The 19,511-nt window shown below is 52.4% G+C and carries 18 protein-coding genes; 5 read left to right on the top strand and 13 right to left on the bottom strand.

The window, feature by feature from the left end; translation table 11 throughout:
• Window positions 1–17: 17 nt before the first annotated feature.
• The 5 genes from F5984_RS13645 to F5984_RS13625 form a co-directional block, all read right to left on the bottom strand.
• Window positions 18–314 carry a helix-turn-helix domain-containing protein gene (locus F5984_RS13645; protein ID WP_152124811.1) on the bottom strand — a complete coding sequence of 99 codons (297 nt, stop codon included), beginning with the start codon at window positions 312–314 and terminating at the stop codon, window positions 18–20.
• Between the two features lie 830 nt (window positions 315–1,144).
• Window positions 1,145–1,525 carry a type II toxin-antitoxin system VapC family toxin gene (locus F5984_RS13640; RefSeq protein ID WP_152124810.1) on the bottom strand — a complete coding sequence of 127 codons (381 nt, stop codon included), beginning with the start codon at window positions 1,523–1,525 and terminating at the stop codon, window positions 1,145–1,147.
• On the bottom strand, window positions 1,525–1,893 hold the full coding sequence (locus F5984_RS13635; RefSeq protein ID WP_152124809.1) for a hypothetical protein: 369 nt from the start codon (window positions 1,891–1,893) through the stop codon (window positions 1,525–1,527). The genes F5984_RS13640 and F5984_RS13635 overlap by 1 nt, the downstream gene beginning before the upstream one ends.
• An 11-nt stretch (window positions 1,894–1,904) precedes the next feature.
• Entirely contained in the window at window positions 1,905–3,542 is a 1,638-nt protein-coding gene (gene groL / locus F5984_RS13630) for a chaperonin GroEL (RefSeq protein ID WP_019986379.1), read from the bottom strand.
• 120 nt (window positions 3,543–3,662) lie between these two features.
• On the bottom strand, window positions 3,663–3,959 hold the full coding sequence (locus F5984_RS13625; RefSeq protein ID WP_027302631.1) for a co-chaperone GroES: 297 nt from the start codon (window positions 3,957–3,959) through the stop codon (window positions 3,663–3,665).
• Between the two features lie 243 nt (window positions 3,960–4,202).
• Here F5984_RS13625 and F5984_RS13620 point away from each other — a divergent pair, with 243 nt between their 5' ends.
• Window positions 4,203–4,910, top strand: coding sequence for a hypothetical protein (locus F5984_RS13620; RefSeq protein ID WP_152124808.1), 708 nt, complete (start codon window positions 4,203–4,205; stop codon window positions 4,908–4,910).
• Window positions 4,911–5,010: 100 nt separating this feature from the next.
• Complete coding sequence (locus tag F5984_RS26685; RefSeq protein WP_221412964.1) at window positions 5,011–7,074, top strand: DUF5723 family protein; 2,064 nt, start codon at window positions 5,011–5,013, stop codon at window positions 7,072–7,074.
• 398 nt (window positions 7,075–7,472) lie between these two features.
• Here F5984_RS26685 and secG read toward each other — a convergent pair whose 3' ends face one another.
• From secG to tamL, 6 genes are all read right to left on the bottom strand, one after another.
• Window positions 7,473–7,892, bottom strand: a complete 420-nt coding sequence (gene secG / locus F5984_RS13610) for a preprotein translocase subunit SecG (protein ID WP_152124807.1) — start codon at window positions 7,890–7,892, stop codon at window positions 7,473–7,475.
• Window positions 7,893–7,988: 96 nt separating this feature from the next.
• The gene (locus tag F5984_RS13605) at window positions 7,989–8,810 is read right to left on the bottom strand and encodes a hypothetical protein (RefSeq protein ID WP_019986384.1); all 822 of its coding nucleotides are present in this window, start codon (window positions 8,808–8,810) and stop codon (window positions 7,989–7,991) included.
• Window positions 8,811–9,089: 279 nt separating this feature from the next.
• Window positions 9,090–9,659, bottom strand: coding sequence for an LPS assembly lipoprotein LptE (gene lptE, locus F5984_RS13600; protein WP_246168979.1), 570 nt, complete (start codon window positions 9,657–9,659; stop codon window positions 9,090–9,092).
• The gene (locus F5984_RS13595; protein WP_152124806.1) at window positions 9,640–10,959 is read right to left on the bottom strand and encodes a sigma-54 interaction domain-containing protein; all 1,320 of its coding nucleotides are present in this window, start codon (window positions 10,957–10,959) and stop codon (window positions 9,640–9,642) included. Before F5984_RS13595 ends, lptE begins: the two co-directional genes overlap by 20 nt.
• A gap of 79 nt (window positions 10,960–11,038) precedes the next feature.
• Complete coding sequence (gene miaB, locus F5984_RS13590) at window positions 11,039–12,469, bottom strand: tRNA (N6-isopentenyl adenosine(37)-C2)-methylthiotransferase MiaB (RefSeq protein ID WP_152124805.1); 1,431 nt, start codon at window positions 12,467–12,469, stop codon at window positions 11,039–11,041.
• Between the two features lie 233 nt (window positions 12,470–12,702).
• On the bottom strand, window positions 12,703–15,315 hold the full coding sequence (gene tamL, locus F5984_RS13585; RefSeq protein ID WP_152124804.1) for a translocation and assembly module lipoprotein TamL: 2,613 nt from the start codon (window positions 15,313–15,315) through the stop codon (window positions 12,703–12,705).
• Window positions 15,316–15,427: 112 nt separating this feature from the next.
• Between tamL and F5984_RS13580 the strand changes: the two genes are divergently transcribed.
• The gene (locus tag F5984_RS13580; protein WP_152124803.1) at window positions 15,428–16,183 is read left to right on the top strand and encodes a TrmH family RNA methyltransferase; all 756 of its coding nucleotides are present in this window, start codon (window positions 15,428–15,430) and stop codon (window positions 16,181–16,183) included.
• Between the two features lie 3 nt (window positions 16,184–16,186).
• Here F5984_RS13580 and F5984_RS13575 read toward each other — a convergent pair whose 3' ends face one another.
• Both F5984_RS13575 and F5984_RS13570 read right to left on the bottom strand, forming a co-directional pair.
• Window positions 16,187–16,990, bottom strand: coding sequence for a queuosine precursor transporter (locus tag F5984_RS13575; protein WP_152124802.1), 804 nt, complete (start codon window positions 16,988–16,990; stop codon window positions 16,187–16,189).
• A 30-nt stretch (window positions 16,991–17,020) separates the two neighbouring features.
• On the bottom strand, window positions 17,021–18,076 hold the full coding sequence (locus tag F5984_RS13570) for a Gfo/Idh/MocA family oxidoreductase (RefSeq protein WP_152124801.1): 1,056 nt from the start codon (window positions 18,074–18,076) through the stop codon (window positions 17,021–17,023).
• Window positions 18,077–18,375: 299 nt separating this feature from the next.
• On the opposite strand from F5984_RS13570, the gene F5984_RS13565 reads away from it, so the two are divergent.
• Together F5984_RS13565 and folE are read left to right on the top strand one after the other, a co-directional pair.
• Window positions 18,376–18,795 (top strand): 6-pyruvoyl trahydropterin synthase family protein, encoded by a 420-nt coding sequence (locus F5984_RS13565; protein WP_019986392.1) that lies wholly within the window; start codon window positions 18,376–18,378, stop codon window positions 18,793–18,795.
• Window positions 18,755–19,489 (top strand): GTP cyclohydrolase I FolE, encoded by a 735-nt coding sequence (folE, locus tag F5984_RS13560; protein ID WP_152124800.1) that lies wholly within the window; start codon window positions 18,755–18,757, stop codon window positions 19,487–19,489. The genes F5984_RS13565 and folE overlap by 41 nt, the downstream gene beginning before the upstream one ends.
• The last annotated feature ends 22 nt before the right edge of the window (window positions 19,490–19,511 follow it).

Genomic DNA, 19,511 nt, shown 5'->3' with positions numbered 1-19,511 from the left:
TACTTTATTGTCTATACTCATATTTGCTTGCGGCTTTTAATGGTGTTCAGCGTTTCTTCTAAGCCGCTTTTCAAAAATTTTAAATCTCCTATGTCAGACAGAATAAACGCTTTGATGAATTCAATTTCCATTTCCTTTTCCTGAACTTCCAAAGTCTTAGATAGTGTCGGCAGCATTTCTTTTGTCGCTGCACGTTCACTTCTTTCAATCTTGCTTAAAATGGAAGTGTCAATGTCAAGTTCGGCTGCAACTTTCCTTAATGGAAGTCCCAGTTGTTCTCGTCTGTTTCTCAAATATTCTCCAAAAGAATTCATCTTGTTGTTATTGTTTGGACTAAATCATCAAAATTATGATTTATTTTTATAGTTGTCGTCCGGGCGGTGGGAAAAATTCAAGCTCTTTTGGTTTTGCGAAGGGTCGGCTTTATGTGTCGGGCAAAACCAAATGTGCTTGAATGTGTGTTGGCCGTCTTTTTATACTGAGCGATAACGTTCGAGGGCTTTGCGTTCGGGTGGATTTAGAAATACAAAAGTTGAATTACAGATGGAGTTAAATAGAAATACAGAAGCTGAAAACTTGCACGTCAGCCCGCCTGACGCAAAACCCGTGTTATGCGAAGGGCTTGAATGTCCTGATTGCGGTGGGTGTATGGAACAAAACGATACAACTTACTCAAACGTAAACACAAGTAGAGCAAGGATAGGGCAACACACTGGCAATATTTACTTTTGTGAAACCTGCGAAAATCATTGGTTGGAGAATTTTTTGAACAACTCAAAGTTAGAGCGGTGGGCTGGTTAGCCTTTCGCATAACTCTCAAATATACGAAAGTTTTGCCGCGATTCCTGTATTGATTTGACCTTTTCCAAGGGTCATTTGGCTTTTTGATGTAGTACTTTCTGTGCAGTATTTTTTTGTATTGTCAGGCCAATACTTCCTCGAAAATCGGGGATGGCGGCCTGAGTATAGCCTCAGGATCGCTTTCCCAGCCTTACCAACACAAAACCAAAACCCCCGTTGCCAGCTCAAAAGCCAACAGCTGGTGTTCGTATTTTAAAGCGCATTTATTACATCATGCCGCCCATGCCGCCACCACCAGCTGGAGCCTCTTCGGGCTCGTTGGCAATGAGGAGGCTGTCAAATTTCAACTTAACTGATCTGATAGCCGAATACCTGGAATGAAGCGAAAATCCTTGAGATTGTACGTCCTTAACTCAATGTTGTAGATTAAAGCAGTTGCGGCTATAAAGGCATCTGGTATACTTAATTGATGCGAAAGAACGTAATGCTGTTGAAGTTGCATCGCCAGTTGGGCAACCGATGTGTCCAGATCAAGTACAGCGAAGCCGTTCAGTGCTTTCTGAGTACGATTAAAATCAGCTTTGTTGAGTACCCCTTGAAAAACTTCCATAATAACAATGGGGGACAAGGCCAGATTACCTTTTCCAAAATGATTGACAAAGGCAATAGCTTCTGATTTTTGGCGTAAATAGTCAATCAAAATATTCGTGTCGACCAGCAGCATTACCGTTTCCAGGCGTTTTGTCGCAATTCGTTCGCAAATTCAACCGTGTCAGTAACATGCTCAAAAACCGGCGCGTTATCCGTTTCAGAATCAACGTCGAACTGGAGGGGTCGGCTATGTTGGGTTGGGTCTAGACGAGGGAATGAAAAGGGCAGAGGATCCAGTTGATTCAGGGCCTCGGCCAGTATGGAGGTGGCAAGCTGTTCAGCCGTTTTACCTTTCGCCTGCGCTTGTTCGATTAATTGCTGTTCCAGCCTTGCGTCGTTAACCTGTATCGTCAGCATGGTGTTTGTTTTTAAACAAAGATACTCAAAAAGAAAAACCCCCGCTGCCAGCCCAAAAGCCAACAGCGGGGGTTCGTATTTCAAAGCTCTGATGATTACATCATGCCGCCCATGCCGCCACCGTGTGCGTGACCGCCACCGCCAGCTGGAGCCTCTTCGGGCTCGTCGGCAATGAGGCACTCGGTAGTCAGGAGCAGACCAGCAATCGAAGCTGCGTTCTCCAGAGCCAGACGAGTTACTTTCTTCGGGTCGATAACACCGGCCGCGAACAGATCTTCGTACGAGTCGTTCTTCGCGTTGTAGCCGTAGCCACCGTCGCCTTCTTTCACCTTGTTCACCACTACTGAACCTTCGCCACCGGCGTTGGCAACAATCGTGCGGAGGGGTGCTTCGAGGGCTACGCGGATGATGTTCACACCCGTTTTCTCGTCTTCGTTGATCGTGCTAACCGCGTCGAGCGAAGAGATAGCGCGGATCAGGGCGATACCACCACCCGTTACGATACCTTCTTCTACAGCCGCGCGGGTTGCGTGCAGGGCATCGTCAACACGGTCTTTCTTCTCTTTCATTTCTACCTCGGTAGCGGCACCGATGTAGAGGATAGCTACACCACCCGACAGTTTAGCCAGACGCTCCTGCAGTTTCTCACGGTCGTAATCCGACGTCGTGTTTTCGATCTGCGCTTTGATCTGGTTAACCCGACCCGTGATGTCCTCCTTCTGGCCTACACCGTTAACGATGGTCGTGTTGTCTTTGTCGATGATGATCTTCTCGCACTGACCCAGGTATTCGATGCTGGCGTTTTCGAGTTTGAAGCCACGCTCTTCCGAGATCACCTGACCACCCGTCAGGATAGCGATGTCTTCGAGCATAGCCTTCCGGCGGTCGCCGAAGCCCGGAGCCTTCACGGCAGCCACTTTCAGGGCACCCCGGATCTTGTTTACGACGAGCGTAGCCAGGGCTTCGCCGTCAACGTCTTCTGCGATGATCAGCAGCGGACGGCCCGTCTGAGCCACCTGCTCCAGCACCGGCAGCAGTTCTTTCATCGACGATACCTTCTTCTCCGAGATCAGGATGAACGGACGGTCGAGGTCAGCTTCCATTTTCTCGGTGTTGGTCACGAAGTAGGGCGACAGGTAACCGCGGTCAAACTGCATACCTTCTACGGTTTTTACTTCCGTTTCGGTACCACGCGCTTCTTCTACCGTGATTACACCTTCTTTACCCACTTTCTTCATGGCCTCGGCAATCATGTTACCGATTTCGTCGTCGTGGTTAGCCGAGATGGTAGCAACCTGAGCAATTTTGCCGAAGTCATCACCAACCGTCTGTGCCTGACCAGCGAGGTTTTCGGCAACTGCCTTGACCGCCTTATCGATACCGCGCTTCAGATCCATTGGGTTGGCACCTGCTGCTACGTTTTTCACACCGATTGAGTAGATAGCCTGCGCCAGCACAGTAGCTGTCGTGGTACCATCACCCGCCTGGTCAGCCGTTTTAGAGGCTACTTCTTTCACGAGCTGTGCGCCCATGTTTTCCATAGCGTCTTTCAGCTCAATTTCTTTAGCTACCGTCACACCGTCTTTGGTGATGGCCGGTGAGCCGAATTTCTTGTCGAGGATTACGTTACGACCTTTGGGGCCGAGGGTTACTTTCACCGCGTCGGCGAGGGTATCAACACCCTTCTTGATTTTCTCGCGGGCTTCGGTATCAAAGAATATTTTCTTAGCCATTGCTGTAGTTAATGAAAAATAAAAAATGGATAATGAACAATGATCTCAGTACGTGTACACTGAAGCCGTAGGCTCATTACACACTGTACCGCACGGGTGGCCCCGATTGATCATTACACATTAAAGGATCGCGAAAATGTCTGATTCGCGCATGATGAGGTACTCTTTGCCATCAACCGTGATCTCCGTGCCAGCATATTTGCCGTAGAGAACCGTGTCGCCAACCTGTACTGTGAGCGGCTCATCTTTTTTGCCATTACCAACGGCTACAACAGTACCACGTTGTGGTTTTTCCTTGGCCGTGTCAGGAATGATAATCCCGAAAGCCGTTTTTTCTTCAGCCGGTGCAGCTTCTACAAGCACGCGGTCTGCCAGCGGTTTTACGTTCACTTTTACATCTTCCATTGCTGTTGTCATGACAGTAATGTGATTAAGGTTGTTAAAAATTTGGTTATACACCGAATTAGTATGACACTCCCCGTTTACCAAATGCTGTGCCAGTTGCGCCACTCTGTCAAAATTTCAGCCTTTTTGTCTGGACGACCGTTTTACCGGTAGGTCTTACAAATTGGCTGTTAGACTGCGAAAAAGGGGTATAAAATTTGGTTTTTTAGGGGGAATGCCATAAATTATCCCGTTCCAATACGTCGCTTTTATCTTATGAGATCACTGGATGCGAACTGGCTGACACAGGATTGGATTGATGCCGAGTACAAAAAATATGTCGTTTTGGCTTATTTACAGGCTGTTCAGAAACGGTTCGATGAGCGCAAGCTTTGTCCCGATATTCCTGAACTCCGTAACCATTACGAGGCTGGTCTTCGTTTTCGACGGCGCAAAGGTACGCTTAATGAGAGGTTCCCCAAGCGTGTAGCCGGAATAAGTGGCCCACCCCCCCGAATCGAGTATAAATCCGAGGTAACGGAGGACCCGATTATGGCCGAAGTGGATGCCATTGTCGACTTTGCCTTGCCGCGCTTTAATCAAATGCTGACAGATGGACTGCAAATTTGGCAGGATATTGCTGCCAAACTTACCCTCGAACCGGTGGGGCTGCTGCCCATCAAACCGGCCGAAGGGTACTTGTTTCTGCATTTTAGGCGTGGATACGAAACCGCTATCTATCAATTTGCCCTGACGCTCTATGCCGAGGGGACTCCCGGCGGGCGGCTTGTCCGGTTTCAGTTCGTCGACCGGGTTCGGCGCGGCCTTACAACGCCCTTTGAGCACCTCAAACTCGATCTGATTCGTCGGTATCAGCACCTGCCCAACCCGGCAACGTACCGGCTGGAGAGCGAGTTGCCCTATCCAGAAGAAGAAACCCTGCTGCCCATTGCCCAGCAATTAATTGCAAAGGCATTGGCCTGATGTAGGCCGACATTGAATAACTTTCGTGACCGATACGGCAGTTTACCCGCGTCTCCGTGGTAGAATGCCGTATCTTCGTTTTGTACCCATACACAAGCGAATGAAACAATCCGGCCTTCTGCTATCTGGTTTACTGGCCTCTCTACCCGCCTTTGCCCAACCCCTCATTCCTCTCCAAACAAGCAACTACGCAGGTACGCACGGTATCTACCTGAATCCGAGTTCAATGGCCGACTCGCGGCTTAGTTTCCAACTCAACCTGGGGTTTGGTGCGTTCGATTTTACCCGGCAGCCGCTGCCGGTCGGCGTTGCGCCGTTTGGTAAAGCCCTGTTTTCGGCGGGGTCGCCCCGAGGGGTAAATCGGGCCGAGGTACGTGGACCGGCGGTTATGGCGCAATTTGGCCGGAAACGTCATGCCGTCGGGCTGACTACCCGCTACCGGTCGGGCTACGCATTAGGTGGTAATTATGAACTGATTCGGTGGATTAACGGTACCAACCCAACCGCACCTGCCGGGTTGCAATCGTTCAATTTTGCGGCCGAGGGCTATACTGAATACGCCATTTCGTACGCGGTGTCGCTGATCGACATTGAAACGCATCACCTTAAAGTAGGGGCTACGGCTAAGGTTTTGCGCGGCCTGCAACGTACCGACCTGAGTGCGCAGGCTTCTTTTGCCGGTGGTACGGCCGGTGCGCCCGGCTACACGGCCGGAGCCATTAGCGGCAATACTACCGACCTGGCTTCGTTTGACGGGGCAAGCCTGGGGCAAAAACTGGCTGGACCCTCGGCGGGTCGCGGAACCGGGTACGATGTGGGCGTAGCGTATGAGTTCCGGCCAAAACAACGGTTTTACCGCTACGAAATGGATGGTAAGCGTCGGGCGGCCGAGGAAATGACTAAATACCTGTTTCGGATTGGGTTTTCGGTGCTGGACATTGGCGAGATACAATACAACCGCATCACAACCTACGCGACAGCCAACCGGAGCGGTACGTTTCGGCGCACCGATTACGAAGATAAAGCACCTAATCAGATTGAGTCGCAGTTGTTAAGTCAGTTCGGGCCAACAACGAGCCTGGTAACGGGTGAAGCCGTCCGCCGATTGCCACAAACGACCTCGGTGCAACTGGATGTTTACCTGGGCCGCTCGTGGTTTGGTAATGTGGTGTATCAGACAGCCATGCCGATTCAAACGAACGCGGGTCTGTACCGGGGGGCGGTATTGGCCGTGGGGCCACGCTCCGAAGGGCCGGGGGGCGAGTTAGCCGGAACCGTTTACTATTACCCCGATATTCAGAAGGTAGCCCTTGGTCTGCACGGCAAGGCAGGTATTTTTATCTTCGGCTCCGACAATCTGCTGGGTATTTTTGGCGACAATGGTTTGCCTCCGCACGTGTACGCGGGTCTTTCACTCCCGTTCAACGCCCGCCGGCCTAAAGACCGCGACAAAGACCGGGTTTCTGATAAACTGGACCGTTGCCCCGATGTACCGGGTGTGCTGGCGTTTGGTGGTTGCCCGGATACCGACCTCGATGGCGTAGCGGACTCCGACGATACCTGCCCAACCGTTGCCGGACCCGTAGCGACCAACGGATGCCCGGATACCGACCTCGATGGGGTGCTCGATAAAGATGACCGTTGCCCCAAAGTGCCGGGGCTGGCCCGCTATAATGGCTGCCCCGACACGGATAACGATGGTGTCGGCGACGACCGAGATGAGTGCCCGACTATTGTGGGCCGGGCCGACATGGCCGGTTGCCCCGATACGGATAACGATGGTACGCCCGATCAGCGGGATTTGTGTCAGTCGGAAGTGGGGTTAAACGAACTGGACGGCTGCCTTCTGAAAGACCGGACTCTTCCGGTGGCTGGCCTGAGCGATACCGATGCCCTTTTGCTGGCTCAACTCCGCCGGGCTTTTGTACAGGGGCCGCGGGCGGTGCCGACGGTGGCCTCGGCGCTGGTGCAGCATCTGCGCGCGCAGCCTTCCCAAAAGCTGAGTATTGAATTGACAGGACAGAAAGAAAGTGCGCTTCGGCAAATGGAAAACGGTTTCCGCGACGAGCTGACCCGTCTGGGCGTACCGACTGGCCAATTGATTATCACAACGCAGGTTAAAGAAGGACTACCGGCAGGTTTTGCCGTAGCCTGGGCCTTGTAAGTAATTGAGTGATTCCGTGCGAAAGATTGGGCACGCAGATGACACGGCTTAGGCGGATTTTCACGGATTTATAATCAGCGCGAATTCCCTAAATCTACGTTATCCGCGTGCCATTATTAATTCAAAAGATTGGTACGCTGAGGACACGGATTGGGCTGATTTTTACGGATTTATAATTAGCGCGAATTCGTTAGATCTGCGTTATCCGCGTGCTATTTAAATTCAAAAAATTGAACGCGGATGACGCGGATTGGGCCGATTTCCGCGGATCTACTTATCAGCGCGAATTCGTTAAATCCGCGTCATCCGCGTTCAATTCATATCGATTCTACGAGGTGCCAACGCAAAAAGGCCCACAACCTCCGAGGTTGCGGGCCTTTTTGTCAGTATAAGTTGGCTTACTTCTGAGCAGAGCCTGAAGTAGCAGGTGCCGTAGCTGGAGCTGGTGTAGCTGCGCCCTGTGTAGCGGGGGCTGCTTGTTGCGTGCCAGCAGCCGGAGCTGCTGCGGGAGCCGGAGCCGAAGCACCTGGCAGAGCCCGGGTAGCCGCACGGTCAACGTTAACGCTATTGATACCACCGCCGGTGTTGGTTTTGTCAACCATCACGTACGAAGCCAGTGTCAGTACCATCACCCCGATGCCCAAGCCCCAGGTGATTTGCTCAAGGAGGTCAGTCGTTTTCTTGACGCCCATCAGCTGGTTGGAGCCCAGTCCGCCAAACTCACCGGCGAAACCGCCACCTTTTGAGTTCTGAACGAGTACGATCAGGATAAGCAGGACTGTTAAGATGCAAATGACAATAATTGTTGCCGTAACCATGTAAAAAAAGGAGTTTCTGTTACTGTTTTTGTCTTAAGTGCGTGTGGAGGAGAGCAACAACGTTCATTGACAATATGCTCGATCAGACCGATTGACTCAGGACTGCCCCGCTTTTATTTCACTTATTTTAGCCGCAAAGTACGCTTTTTTCTGGGGATTTTTCAAGCTGAGTTGCTCGTAGATTTCAATAGCTTTGCCTGTTTTGCCTTGCTTGAGCAAGATCTTGGCGAAACTTTCAGTGGCTAAACCACCGCGCCCTACCCGAATCGGAGCATTGCGCTCGGCCAAATCTTCCTGATTGGTCGGCTCAGGATCGCCCAGTTTTGAGCGGAGCGGAGCCAGACCGGGTTCTTTCTTAATAAACGACTCAATAATTTCGATTTGCTTCTGCCGGGCAGTCTCCATCGGCGATGGAGCCACGGCATCGGCTTCGGGGTGTCCAATCAAGTCCTGCTGAAGAGTTGTTTCCGACAAGGTCGAGTCGTCGGGCTCGGGCACCACAATCTCGGGCATGGTCGGCTCTGGAATCCGAATCAGAGGTAAGTCGACGAGCCCACCGTTGAGGCCCGATTTTGATTTGAAGAGGGCGTAACTTTCCTGCTGGTAATCTTCAGGAATGGGTACTTGCCGGGCCGACAGTTCGTTCAGTTTTGAAAGCAGGTTGTCGGACCATTGAAACTCGTTATCCATTAATTTACGTAGTGCACTCCGGCTCAGGGCGTGGGCCGCTGCCAGTCGGGTGTACGACACTGTCTGACTTTTTCGGTGTAAAGAGGCTGCTTTGGCGGTCAGTGTGTAGAGCGCCTGGCAGTACGGATATTGGGCTAAACTTTCCTGCAAAAGCTGTAAGTCAGCCGTTGTCAGGTCGTCGGGGTGGGTGACCCAGTATGAAAAGGTTTCTTTATCAACAGATTGCATTGAGTCTATCGGTGTCAGGGGACCACAGGGCTACGAATGTAGCCAAAAAGTAGCAGTAGGCAGTAGCAGTCGGCAGAAAAAGTTGGTAGTGGCGGTCGGCGGTGGGGAGTAAGCAGTGGGCAGTATGCAGTCGGCAGAAAAAGTTAGCGGTGTGTAGAAGGCGGTGGCAGTATGCAGAAAGAGGTACGTGTAAACTCTCACTGCTCACTGCCTACTGCTAATTCTTCTACCTACTACCTACTGCTTACTGCCACTGCCTACTGCTAATTCTTCTGCTTACTACCAGTCAGCTGCCGTTTTGTTGAAAATGTCGAGAACCAGCTGATCCAGAATTCGGGGAACCAACCGGGCTTCATTTTGCGTCAGCGTCTGGTTTTGCGGGAAATCCTGATAGAACGAAAACGATTGTTCGAAGTTTTTACTTTCATCTTTGTTGTTCACAAACCGGGCCTGTACCGTGATTTGCAACCGGTTCAGACCAGCCTGGTCGGATGCTGTGGGGGCAACAGCCAACAGGTCGTAATTGGTAATGGAGCCATCGAGCACCAGATCGCCGTTGTTTGGCACCACTTTTAGGTTGGTGTATCGCTGATAGTATTCCTTTAGCCGTTCGTTGAAGTTGAGCGACAGGTTGGTAGGCCCCCCGGCCGTTTGCAGGCTGAAGTTGTTAATGGTAATCGTTTTCAGGTCCGGCGAGAGGGTCGTACCCGTAAACGAGTAGACACCGCAGGAAGTAAGTAGCAGTAAGCAGTAGAAGTAGGCAGCGATTCTTACACCAACCCTGCCCACTTTCACTGCCCACTGCTTACTGCTACTGCTTACTTGCCCGTTATTCTTCATCAATTTCATACTGCTTTATTTTTCGGTACAGCGTGCGTTCTGAAATACCCAGTGCCTGAGCCGCGTACTTTCGTTTGTTGTTGTTGCGACGGAGAGCCTTGATAATCATCTCTTTCTCCTTCTTTTCCAGCGAGAGCGAGTCTTCCTCCGTTTCGTGGGTGATGTCTTCTACCGTAACCGCGTCTTCGTCTTCGAGAACATTCATGGGCTCATAGGCATGCACGGTTTCGGGCGGAGGCAACAGCCGGGGTAGGGGCAGATCGGGCTCCGGGTGCGGGTCGGGCGTGACATAGTTATCGGTCGGCAGGGTCTCAAACAAGTCTTTATGATTATTTAAGATTTGCCGTCCGTACTGTTCATTGCCCAGCATCTCCACCACCAGTTTTTTCAACTCGGTCATATCCCGGCGCATATCGAACAGAACTTTGTAGAGCAGTTCGCGCTCCGAAAAATTGTCGGTACTGCCACCCGTACCCTGCGGAAACAGGATAGGCATCCGGCTCGTTGGCTGTTGGGGCTGAGGCAGGTATTTTGACAATACCTCCGGTTCTACCGCACGGTTGTGGTCCGATTCGAGAATAGAAATCTGTTCGGCCAGATTTTTCAGTTGTCGAATGTTACCCGGAAACGAAAACCGCAGGAGCAACTGCTTGGCGGGCTCGGTGAGCTGAATAGGCTTAATCCGATACCGCTCGGCAAAGTCGGTCGTGAATTTGCGAAACAGCAGTTCAATGTCGGTGCCACGCTCGCGCAGGGGCGGCACAAAAATGGGTACTGTATTGAGTCGATAGTACAAATCCTCGCGGAAGCGGCCTTTCTCGACGGCATCGAGCAAGTTTACGTTGGTAGCCGCCACAACCCGCACATCGGTCTTTTGCACTTTCGATGAGCCAACCCGGATAAATTCGCCGTTTTCCAGTACCCGCAACAGCCGCGCCTGCGTACCCAGCGGCATTTCGCCAATCTCATCCAGGAAAATAGTGCCGCCGTTAGTTGTCTCGAAGTAGCCTTTACGTTGATCTACGGCCCCTGTAAACGAGCCTTTTTCGTGGCCGAACAACTCCGAGTCGATAGTACCTTCGGGGATGGCCCCACAGTTGATGGCAATAAACTGTCCGTGTTTACGGGCGCTGAGGCTGTGGATGATCTTGGAAAACGATTCTTTTCCGCTTCCGCTTTCACCCGTAATCAGCACGGTTAGGTCGGTAGCGGCTACCTGCATAGCTACGTTGATAGCGTAGTTGAGGGCAGGCGCATTGCCAATAATGCCAAAACGTTGCTTAACCGACTGTATTTCCTGTTGATTCATAAATTCAATGAATAATGAATGATGTACAATGAGTAATGATTGCTATCGGTGCTGGATTTCATTATTCATTACACATTACTCATTCTATATTAACCACCTGCCCCAAGAGCGTGGCGGCTGTACAGTCGGTTACCCGTACATTCACATAGTCTCCTTTTTGGTGGCTTCCGCGCGGGAACACCACCACTTTATTTTGGTCGTTGCGCCCAAACAGATCGTCTTCCGACCGCTTCGACGTGCCCTCAACCAGCACCCGCTGTACCTTGCCAATATGGCGTTGGTTGCGTTCGAGCGACATTCGCTGTTGCAGGGCAATGATCTCGTTGAGTCGACGCTTTTTCACGTCTTCCGGCACATCATCGGCGTATTTTTTGGCCGCCAGCGTACCGGGGCGCTCCGAATAGGCAAACATGTAGCCGTAATCGAAGCGGGCGTATTCCATCAGCGTGAGCGAATCCTGGTGTTCTTCTTCCGTTTCGGAGCAGAAACCCGAAATCATATCGTGCGAAATACCGCAGTCGTCGCCCAGAATCGCCCGAATCCGGTCAATTTTGCCGAGGTACCACTCGCGGTCATACGTACGGTTCATTAGCTTCAGAATCCGGCTGTTACCGCTTTGGGCGGGCAGGTGGATGTAGTTGCAGATGTTATCGTACTTCGCCATCGTGTACAGCACCTCGTCGGTAATGTCTTTGGGGTGCGAGGTTGAAAAACGAACCCGGAGATCGGGGTTTACAAGGGCAACGCGTTCCAGCAAATGGGCAAAGTTGACGCGTTCTTCGCCGTTTTCACTTTCCCATTTGTACGAATCCACATTTTGACCCAGCAGGGTTACTTCACGATAGCCATCGTTGAAGAGCTGCTCGGCTTCGCGGACAATGCTGTGTGGGTCGCGGCTACGCTCACGGCCGCGGGTAAATGGTACCACGCAGAAGCTGCACATATTGTCGCAGCCGCGCATGATGGAGATAAAGGCCGTCACGCCGTTGGAGTTCAGGCGAATCGGGGCAATGTCGGCGTAGGTTTCTTCGCGCGACAGGAACACGTTAACGGCTTTCTGACCGGTTTCGGCTTCTTCCACGAGTTTGGGAATATCGCGGTAAGCATCGGGCCCGGCCACAATATCTACAATCTGTTCCTCTTCGAGCAGTTTGGTTTTCAGGCGCTCGGCCATACAACCGAGCATACCCACCATCAGCTCCGGCTTCTTTTTCTTCAGCGTATTGAGCTGCTTTAACCGGTTGCGTACTTTCTGCTCGGCATTGTCGCGGATGGCGCAGGTGTTCAAAAAAATTAGGTCGGCTTCGTCGGCCGATGAGGTTGTGGCAAACCCGGCGTTACGCATCACAGCGGCCACAATTTCGGAGTCCGAAAAATTCATCTGGCACCCGTAACTCTCGATATACAGGCGTTTTTTGCCTTCCACGAGTTCGTCGCCAAGAGTGCGCGGTTCCTCAATACCCTCTTTGTCTTCTGGTTGAAGTATCGTCAGTTCAGTGAAGCGTTCCATGTCAATAATAAAGAGCGAAAGAGTGAAAGGGTGAAAGAGCGGCTCGCAGACCCGTACTAAATAAGCGGGTAGCGTTCGCTTTTCAGGTTTCACCTTTAATCAGTCTACAAAGGTACAGAAGATAATGAAAAGTTCCTGACAAATTGGCAGGGTTCAATGAGTGAATTAGCGAATGAGTGATTGAGCGAATAGCTTTACCCTCTTAACTCTCCCCTTCATTCGCGCATTCACAATTAGAACGGATACCCGATACCGAAATTCACGATAAGTGGGTTAGCACCTCGCGAGAGTCGCTTGAGTGTAAACTGAGGTAGCAGAAACCGTTCGTCGACCAGCTGCCCGTCTGATTCGCGGATGTACCGGCGGGCGGGGTCCCACACTTTAATACCCGCGTCGAACCGGATAATGAAGTACGAAAAGTCGATGCGAAGGCCCGTACCGGTACCCACGGCAATATCGGGAACGAGTTTGTTGACGCGTAACTCGGCATTCTGGCGGGCCGGATCGTTACGGAGCGTCCAAACGTTGCCTGCATCCAGAAACAGGGCCCCGTTGATGTCGGCCCCGAAATGGAAATACCGCCAGCGTAACTCGGCCGACCCTTCGAGCAAAAAGTCGCCGGGTTGTTCAAACGTGTAGTCGAACTGAGGGAGTTTGACCTCCGGGTTGCGGGGGTCGGTGATGAACGTAGGTACCTGCACGCCCGGAATGACCTTGCTTTCGGTAGAGCGAGGGTAGGCTGAGCCGGGGCCAAGTCGGCGGGGACGCCACGCCCGGAGGCTGTTGCTCCCGCCCGCAAAGAAATACTTTTCGTACGGGGCCGAGCGGTCGGGGCCGTAGCTGTACAAAAGCCCGGAGTTGACGCGGAATGCCAGCGTTGTACGTGGACGCAGTGGGATGTAATGCCGGAAATCAGCGTTGAAACGCAGGTATTTAAACAGTTGCAGGCCGGTTTGCTCGGTAAACCGCCGGATGGCCGCACTACTCAGGAGGTTGAGTGTGGTGCCGCCCGATTCGAGGGCTACCCGGAAAAAATTGGCCCGGCGGTTTTCGCCAAACACGTTGGTATTGTACGTGTAGGCAAAGCTCATGTTCGACGCGATAGAGGGCAAAAAGCTGTTGAACAATACCCGGTTTCCCGCATCCCGGAGTTGCACCAACCGCTGGTAAAACTGTTTGCGTAACTGCTCGTTGGGGCCTCCATCGAAACTCGACCGGATCAGGTTGAGGTCGGTCAGAAAAAACGAATACTGGTGGTGGGGAGCCTTTTGCCAGTTGTACGAAAGGGTGGTACGGAACGTTTGGCGCAAAAAATCGGGCCGGTTGGTGTAGTTATAGCCTAAGCTGATCTGTGTGCGTGGGTTCAGGTCATTAAACGTAAACCGGAGCCGACCCGGAAACAGAATTTGCGGAAAAATAAGCGAGGTGGTTAGCCCCAGTTCCTGGGCCAGATACGGGTCGCGAATCTGGCTGGTTGAGCTCGAATCGGCAAAACCGGTCTGGGCTTCAATACCGGCACGCAGGTTGGTTTCGAAGGTTTCCAGGCCCCCGAAGAAGTTCCGAATACGGAACGTCAGGTTGGCAAACGGGCCGGGATAACCCTGCCCCTGATAGAGAACAAACAGGCCGCCTTCGGTCGTGATCTCATACTTGTCGAGTGGCGTAGCTCTAATTTCGGTACGCAGCCGCCGACCGGTGGTGTCGGTAAAATTGATATTAACAAACTTGAACTGGTTGAGCAGAAACAGCTGGCGCTGGGTCGAGGTGTAGTCGGCCTGGCTGTACAGTTTGCCGGGCCGGAGCCGAATCTTGCTGTCGAGCAGGCGGGTGGCAAATTTACGACCACTGTAGAAATACAAAATTCCGTTTTGGCTGACGGTATCGGTAGGGCTGATTGGGCCGGTTGCCGTTGGTTCCTGCGTCGAGCCGATTCGCACGTTAACATCACCAATCTGGTACAGCGGATGGGCGTTGCGCAGGGGTGGGTTCGGGATCTGGATTGTCAGGTCAACGAGTGTGCTTTGGGCATTGGAGGCCACTACAGAGGCTGCTGTATCACGGCTGGCACTCACCCGAATGTAATTGCGGCCAAATTCGTAATACCCGTTATTGCGCAACAGTTCTTCGATTCGGGTGCGCTCGTTGTCGAGCTTGTCGCCATCGAAGCGGTCGCCAATTTTCAGGTACGATTTACTCTGTTCGGCCTGAACCAGCACGCGTACGTTTGAATCGGGAATATCGTACCCTATCGACCGAAGCCGGTAGGGCTCTTTTTCATCAATCAGATAATTGACCCGCACCCGGCCATCGAGCAGGGTATCCACGGTGTACTCGGCGGTAGCCCGCAAAAACCCTTTAGTCCGGCGCAGGTAGGTCTGCATCTTCAGGGCGTTGGCCTCGGCATCGCGGGGGTAGAAATACGTCGGTTTTTCACCCAGATTCCGCATCCACCAGTTACCTTCTTCAGCATATCGCCGGAGTTTGCGTGCCTCGCGGCCAAAGCGCCGGTTGAGCCGCTTCAGGGCGGCTGGGTCAGAGGCTACCAACTCACTTTGTCGCTCAAATTGGGTAGTTTTGGCCGCCAGTTCCGCAATGGCCGAGTCGCGGTTGTACCGACGAGACGAGGCTTGGTATATCCACAGGGCAGGCGTGAGCGGGGTACGCAGAATGCGCCGGTTGGGCTTTTGCGGAATCAGAGCCTCCAGCTCGTCGCTGATGACGGTGCGGTTTCCCCGAATCGAGTTGGTGTACAGCAGGTAATCATTGGTACGGGAGGTATAACAGCCCGAAAGGGTGATGAGTACGGTGTAAAGCGTGATGAGGGAGGTAAGTTGCCCAACGCCCAATGACCGTAAAAACTTTACTCGACGCCAGCCTGATTGGGGTGGGTGGGAACTGCTTACCCTCCCAGTTATTTTACATTCATCAATACGCATTACGCATTCATCCGTTTAAGAAATGCTCTCTAAAAACCGCGCTCAGTTTATTCGCTCGCTACACCAGAAGAAATTTCGGCAGGAGCATGGCTTGTTTTTAGTGGAAGGGGCCAAGAGTGTGCGCGAGGTATTAGCCTCCGATTTTCGGGTCGACACGCTGCTGGCAACCGAAGCCTTCTACAAAGAAAACGCCTTACCCGCAGACCGCCAACCGCCGTCGGTCGAAATCGTTTCACCGGAAGAACTGACGCGGGTAGGCACGCTCGAAAGTAACAATATGGCCCTGGCTTTGGTCAGAACGCGCGAAAACCGCCCGTTATTAGCCGAGCCGGGCGAAATTGTGCTGTTACTCGACGATGTACGTGACCCCGGAAATCTGGGGACTATTCTGCGGATTGCCGATTGGTACGGGGTTCGGAAAGTAGTTTGCTCCGACACTACCGCTGAAGTGTACAACCCCAAAGTGATTTCGGCCAGTAAAGGCTCATTTACGCGGGTGCACTGGTACTATACCGATCTGGTAGCGTATGCACAGGCTCTGCCCGCCGGTACGCCGGTGTACGGGGCTTTCCTGGATGGGCAGAACGTGCACAATTTGCCCTTCGGGACGGAAGGGGGGTATCTGATGATGGGAAACGAAGCCAACGGAATCCGGCCCGAACTGGTGCCGATGGTGAGCCGGTCAGTGACGATTCCGCGCTATGGCGATGCCGAATCGCTGAATGTCGGCATCGCCACGGCGGTCATTCTGGATAACTGGCGCCGGGGAGCTATGTAGGGGCTACATAAACGAGCTCATGGAAGCCTCGTTGGCCAGTTCGTCGGCGTGTTCTTTGCCCAGATACCGATCAATGGCCGAGTGGGCCAGGTACAGAACCGGCGTGAGTAAAATAGCCGTAGTGAATTTGTAGATGTAGTTGATCAGCCCAACGGCCAGCACTTGTTTCAGCGACCAGTTGCCGAATACCCAAAAGGCAATAAACAGGACCACAAAGCTGTCGATCAATTGCGAAACGAGTGTGGAGCCTGTAGCCCTCAGCCATACTTTCCGGTTACCGGTGATTTTGCGGAGGTACTGAAACACCGATGCATCGAGCAATTGCCCGATCAGGAAGGCCGTCAGTGAGCCAATAATAATGCCCAGACCCTGCCGAAAAATCATCCCGAAGGCGTTGTCGATATTGATCGGGTTGCCGGCCGGGTCTTTGGCGTTTACCTCCAGCCAGAATTGCGCGGGCGGCAAGGTGGTTACGGCGTAGATAATCAGAAACGAATACGCAATGAAACCGGCCGTCAGAAACGAGATTCGGCGAACGCCCGCCTTACCGTAGTACTCATTGATGATGTCGGACGTGATAAACACGAAAGGCCAGATAACGGCCCCGGCGGTCAGGTTGAAATCGAGCACAAAATCGTCGAGCAGATGAAGCTGCGCGGGCGGAACACCCAGCAGGGTTTCGCCGGAGAAGATTTTGACGCCGATGATTTCGGCAACGAGCGCATTGGTCAGGAAAATAGCGCTCAGAAAAATGTAGAGGTTGGTACTGGCCCGCTTCTGCGGTTTGTCGGTAAACGAGTGGGTCATACAGAGTGGTAAAAAGAAAACGCAATTAGCTTAAACGCGAATGGTCAGATCGGGTACTTGCACTTCTTCGCCCCAGGCAGCTAGCGAATGCTTCGCCACAACGTGAATCAGGCTCACCATCAGGGCGTTTTGGGTGGCCTCGGGCGCCAGCTGATTGGTTTCGAGTTGGTCGAGTAGCACGCTCAGCGCATTGGGTTGTTTGCGCGGGGTAGTTCCCTGCGGGTACGGATGCTCGTATTGGGCCCGGACCGCCGAAAACGCCTGGCTCGTGGCTCCCAAAACCAGCCTGTTGGTTTCGGTATCCCATTTGGCATCACGGCCCTGTAACGCCATACCGCGACCGTAGGGACGCTGACCCGCCAAATCCCGATTTACAACTACCAACTCCCCGTTGGCGCACTGCAAAGTAATGGTCAGCACCTCGCCCAACTGGTAATTTCGTACAGACGGTTCATTTTTCTGGCTCTCCACCGAGGAGGATGGCTCATGAAGGCCCCAGCTTTTCGAGAGCGACGCGTTTAGGCTCTTGAATGCATTGCCGTTGAGAATCCCCAGCCAGTCCATAGCCATACCGAGCCCGTTGGTAGCCGAAGCGCTGCCGCAGTGTACGTAGGTAAGAGGGCCAAACAGACCTTGTTTCACCATGGACGTAATAGCAAGCATATCACGATCGGCCCGGTCGTCGTCCAGAATAAGGCAGTGTCGGCCGGTTTGCCGATGGGTTTTATACAAACTGAGCAGTTCACCAATCCCTTGGCCAACCGGACCCGTACATACCACATGTTTGCCGGCCCGCATAGCTGCGTGGGCTACCGGCGAGCGGTGAACCGGAGCCAGGTCGGCCACAATCAGGTCGATGTCGGGGCGGTTCAGCAGACGTTCAAACGCGAGGCCATTGGTCGGGTCGAATAGGGCGGTGGCGCGTGGGGTAAAGAGATAGGGGAGTTGCGATCCGCCCGAATCGGAAACAAATGCGACCCCAACCGACGATGCGGGTGTTTTCGCCCAAACGTTGGGTTGCAAAACAGTCAGACCAACTCCCGACAGGGCGGTGGTTCGGATAAACGTACGACGGTCGATGCGCATAGGGAGGGAGTTTGAATCGGAAACCAAAAGAAGCAAAAAAGCCCGGCCGCTACACCGGCCGGGCCGAATATTTATTTGGGGAACAACCGCCGGGGTAATGGGGTTATAAAGATGTCGAAATGAATCATCTTTGTTTAACTTTTGTCTATCTAAACTTGAACAAAAAGTGTAGACAGTCTGTTTCATCAATCGACACGCACTCACTGAAGGGCGGCTTAGCTACCCGCTCGACGGTCTGCATGTGTTGTACACATACTTTGTAACGACATGCCTGCCGCATACGCTTAGTTCGCATACATATGGAAAACCAACGGGTTACGGTGTTTCGGAAGGAACACTTCAACGCAGCCCACCGCCTGAATAATCCGAACTGGTCGGATGAAAAGAACGCGCGGGTGTACGGGAAGTGCAACAACTACAACTACCACGGCCACAACTACGACCTGATTGTTCAGGTGACCGGTCCGGTTGACCCCGAAACGGGGTACGTGATGGATATGAAAGTCCTGAGCGACATCATCAAAGAACAGGTCACGGATCGGTTCGATCACAAAAACTTAAACCTCGATACCGAAGAGTTTCGCGATCTGAATCCTTCGGCCGAAAACATTGCTATCGTTATTTACCACCTTTTACGTGAACAACTTGATCCGGTGCTGGATCTGAAAATACGACTGTATGAAACTGAACGGAACTTCGTTGAATTCCCTGCCGCATAACAAAAACGGAAAGAATCTGCATTCTGACGCAGATTTGAACGATTTGCTCACCGACGAAATGGGCGAGTCGCACGCAGCTACCTCGCTCGAAACCCCGTTGCGTGAGGATGCTTTCGAGCTGGACGATGACCTTAAGATTGAGCTGATTGAGAAGCATTTTCGCGAAATCATGAACATCCTCGGTCTCGATCTGACCGACGATAGTTTGAAAGGGTCGCCCCGGCGGGTGGCTAAGATGTACGTGAAGGAAACGTTCAGCGGTCTGAATCCGGCCAATAAACCGGCTCCTACGCTTTTCGAAAATAAGTTTGGCTACAACCAGATGCTGGTTGAAAAAGACATTACGGTGCACTCGTACTGCGAGCACCATTTTGTGCCGATTCTGGGTAAAGCGCACGTTGCGTATATATCCAGCGGTAAGGTGATTGGGCTCTCGAAACTGAACCGAATTGTGCAGTATTTTGCCAAACGCCCGCAGGTTCAGGAGCGCCTGACGGTGCAGATTGCCAATGAATTAAAGCAGATTCTCGAAACCGAAGATGTAGCTGTTATTATCGACGCCAAGCACCTTTGCGTCTCGACCCGGGGTGTCAACGACGTGGAATCGTCGACGGTGACGGCTGCTTATCACGGCAAATTTGAAGACGAAGCCACGCGGCAGGAACTTCTGCGCTACATTGGGACAACCAATTAACGAGTTTACAGTTTACAGTGTA

This window comes from Rudanella paleaurantiibacter (assembly GCF_009184635.1).
In the GTDB taxonomy this organism is placed as follows: domain Bacteria; phylum Bacteroidota; class Bacteroidia; order Cytophagales; family Spirosomataceae; genus Rudanella; species Rudanella paleaurantiibacter.
Note: the sequence above shows the minus strand (reverse complement) of the source record. Positions and strands in the feature narration are given on the sequence as shown.